Origin of the sequence: Chitinophaga sp., from assembly GCF_036569185.1 — a bacterium.
In the GTDB taxonomy this organism is placed as follows: domain Bacteria; phylum Bacteroidota; class Bacteroidia; order Chitinophagales; family Chitinophagaceae; genus Chitinophaga.
In genome coordinates this window covers 1-2,559 of record NZ_DATCRD010000399.1, presented here as the reverse complement: position 1 = coordinate 2,559, position 2,559 = coordinate 1, and the positions used below count along the sequence as shown (strand labels likewise).

Sequence of the window (2,559 nt, the reverse complement as noted above, 5' to 3'; positions counted from 1 at the left end):
CAAACCTGGAGAGCTATCGAAGTGAACCCGGTAAATAGCCTGAGAAACGATTAACGATGCTGTTGCTGAATTACATAAAACTTGCATGGCGCAATCTTGTCAAAAGAAAGCTGTACAGTTTCATTAATATCGGTGGACTGGCAGCTGGTTTGTGCGCGTGTATGCTGATTATGTTGTATGTGGCGCATGAGCTGAGCTATGACCGTTTTCATAAAGACAGTGACAGGATCTTTTCCTTAATGGAAAAGATCAAACTGGAGAAAGATACCATGCAGATTGAACGCTTTAATGCTACCACTGCATCATCTATCCGGCAGCAGAATGCCGCCGTGGAAAGTTATCTCCGCATGGGAAACCAGCCAGGCGAGTCCATCATTATTCAAAATGTATCTAACCCCGATGTAAAGAGCGAAGAACCTGATACATGGTTCGCGGATGCCAACTACTTCAGCTTTTTTTCATTCCCTTTACTATCCGGCCATAAAGAGGAAGTATTGAAGCAACCTTTTACTGCTGTGATTTCAGCCACTACCGCCCAAAAGTATTTTGGAAGCACCGATGTGATCGGCAAACAGTTGCGGTACAACGGGAAATATATTTTCCAGGTATCCGGTGTAATGGCAGATGCGCCTTCAAATTCCAGTATCCACGCTAACATATTATTATCTTATTCCAGTATGGCAGGTATCGCATCATTCCGTAATGCCATGGCGGAAGAACGTGGATTTGGCGGGATGTTTTTTAAGGTATTTCTGAAGCTGGATGACCCAGTCCATGCTGCGGCTGTAGCCCGGAACATCGACCGGCTTATTGCCGCCCGCCTGGACCAGGGCCGTTCTGTGTTAACGCCTATGAACAGGGTACATACCAGCGCCAATTTTAACCCGGGGTTCAACCTGCGTTACCTGAAGTTATTCCCGCTGGTAGCCGCCCTGATCCTGCTGATGGCGTTGATCAATTATATGAGTCTTTCTACTGCCCGGGCTACCGTTCGTGCGCGCGAAATAGGCGTACGGAAATCGCTGGGCGCCGATCATAAAAGTATAGCCAGGCAGTTTTATGCAGAATCGGCCCTGTATGCTTTCCTCGCTTTTTGCCTGGCGTTACTGTTATGCCAGCTGCTGCGCCCCTGGTTTTTTAACCTGCTGGAACTGAAGGTAGATGTAAGCTTCCTTTACCACCCGCTGGTATTGCTGATCTACGCAGCTTTATTGTTGGTTACCATATTGGCGGCGGGTAGTTATCCTTCGTTTGTACTTTCCCGTTATAACCCTGTAACTATTTTATCAGGCAAGATGAGCCGCGTGAGCGGTGGCGCTTCAGTAAGAAAGGTACTAACAGTAGTACAGTTTGGAACAGCGGCAGTGCTGATCATTTGCAGCATTGTTATAAACCGGCAGCTGTATTTCTTCCGTCATGCGGCAACGGGGATCAATAAAGAGAACGTGATAATGTTGCCGTTCCAGGGCTCCATGGGAAATCATTATCAGGCTTACCGCCAGCAGGTGGCTGCTTTGAACGGCGTACAGCAAACGGCTACCGCCCGCTATCCTTTGTATGGCGGGTATGATATGTGGTTTGTGATGGGAGAAAATAACCGTCCGCCAATGGCGTTGTCTATGCTCAGTATGGACCGTTCTCTGTTTGGGTTAACCGGCCTGCAATGGAAAATCCCACCGGCAGATATGACGCAGCTGGGGATGCCCGGAAAAATGGTACTGAACGAATCGGCGGTGGAAAGCTTTGGATTTACAGGATCTCCTGTCGGTAAATATGTTAAGCTGGGCAACAAAGAAGTGGAAGTGATAGGCGTGGTGAAAAATTTTCACTATAAATCACTCCATTCTGCAATTATACCACTGGGCATCAATGTGGAAGAAGATAACACCGCTTTATGGGGCGCTAACAGCCCTGGTTGCCTGTTTGTAAAAGTGGCGCCGAAGCAGAATATGCCAGCCCTCATAGGGGAGATAAAGAAAATATACACCGGATACGATTTGCAGGAGCCTTTTTCATATACCTTCCTCGATGATGCCTTCGGTAAACTGTATACTGCAGAAGACCGCCTGGCGGGGATCTTTGGATGGTTTACGCTGCTTACAGTGCTGATATCAGCGTTGGGACTGCTGGGACTGGCTGCGTTTTCGGCAGAACAGCGGACCCGCGAAATAGGCGTGCGCAAAATATTAGGCGCCAGTGTGGTACAAATTACCGTATTGTTGTCAAAAGAGTTTATCCGGTTGGTGATAATTGCACTGGTGATCGCATCGCCGGTGGCATGGTACCTGATGCAGCAATGGCTGCAGCAGTTTGCATACCGCATTCACCTGCAACCCTGGATGTTTGTATTGTCGGCCCTCATAGCAGCAATAACTGCATTATTGGCCATTGGGATGCAAACATTGAAAGCGGCTGTCGGGAACCCGGTAAACGCATTAAAGATAGAATAACAAGTGAACAGCAAATCAGAGTGTGTGTCTACACGCCCTGCTTTTATTTTTTCACTATAAATATACCCGTATGCTAAAAAGTTATTTAAAGATTGCCTGGAGGAATTTG

General features: G+C 47.4%; 1 protein-coding gene. It reads left to right on the top strand.

Annotated features, from left to right (window positions below; genetic code table 11):
- The first annotated feature begins 56 nt into the window (after nucleotides 1–56).
- The gene (locus tag VIM72_RS30125; protein WP_332006509.1) at nucleotides 57–2,450 is read left to right on the top strand and encodes an ABC transporter permease; all 2,394 of its coding nucleotides are present in this window, start codon (nucleotides 57–59) and stop codon (nucleotides 2,448–2,450) included.
- The last annotated feature ends 109 nt before the right edge of the window (nucleotides 2,451–2,559 follow it).

Coding starts and splice junctions, on each gene's coding strand:
- VIM72_RS30125 (WP_332006509.1), top strand. CDS start 57: ATGCTGTTGCTGAATTACATAAAACTTGCATGGCGCAATCTTGTCAAA.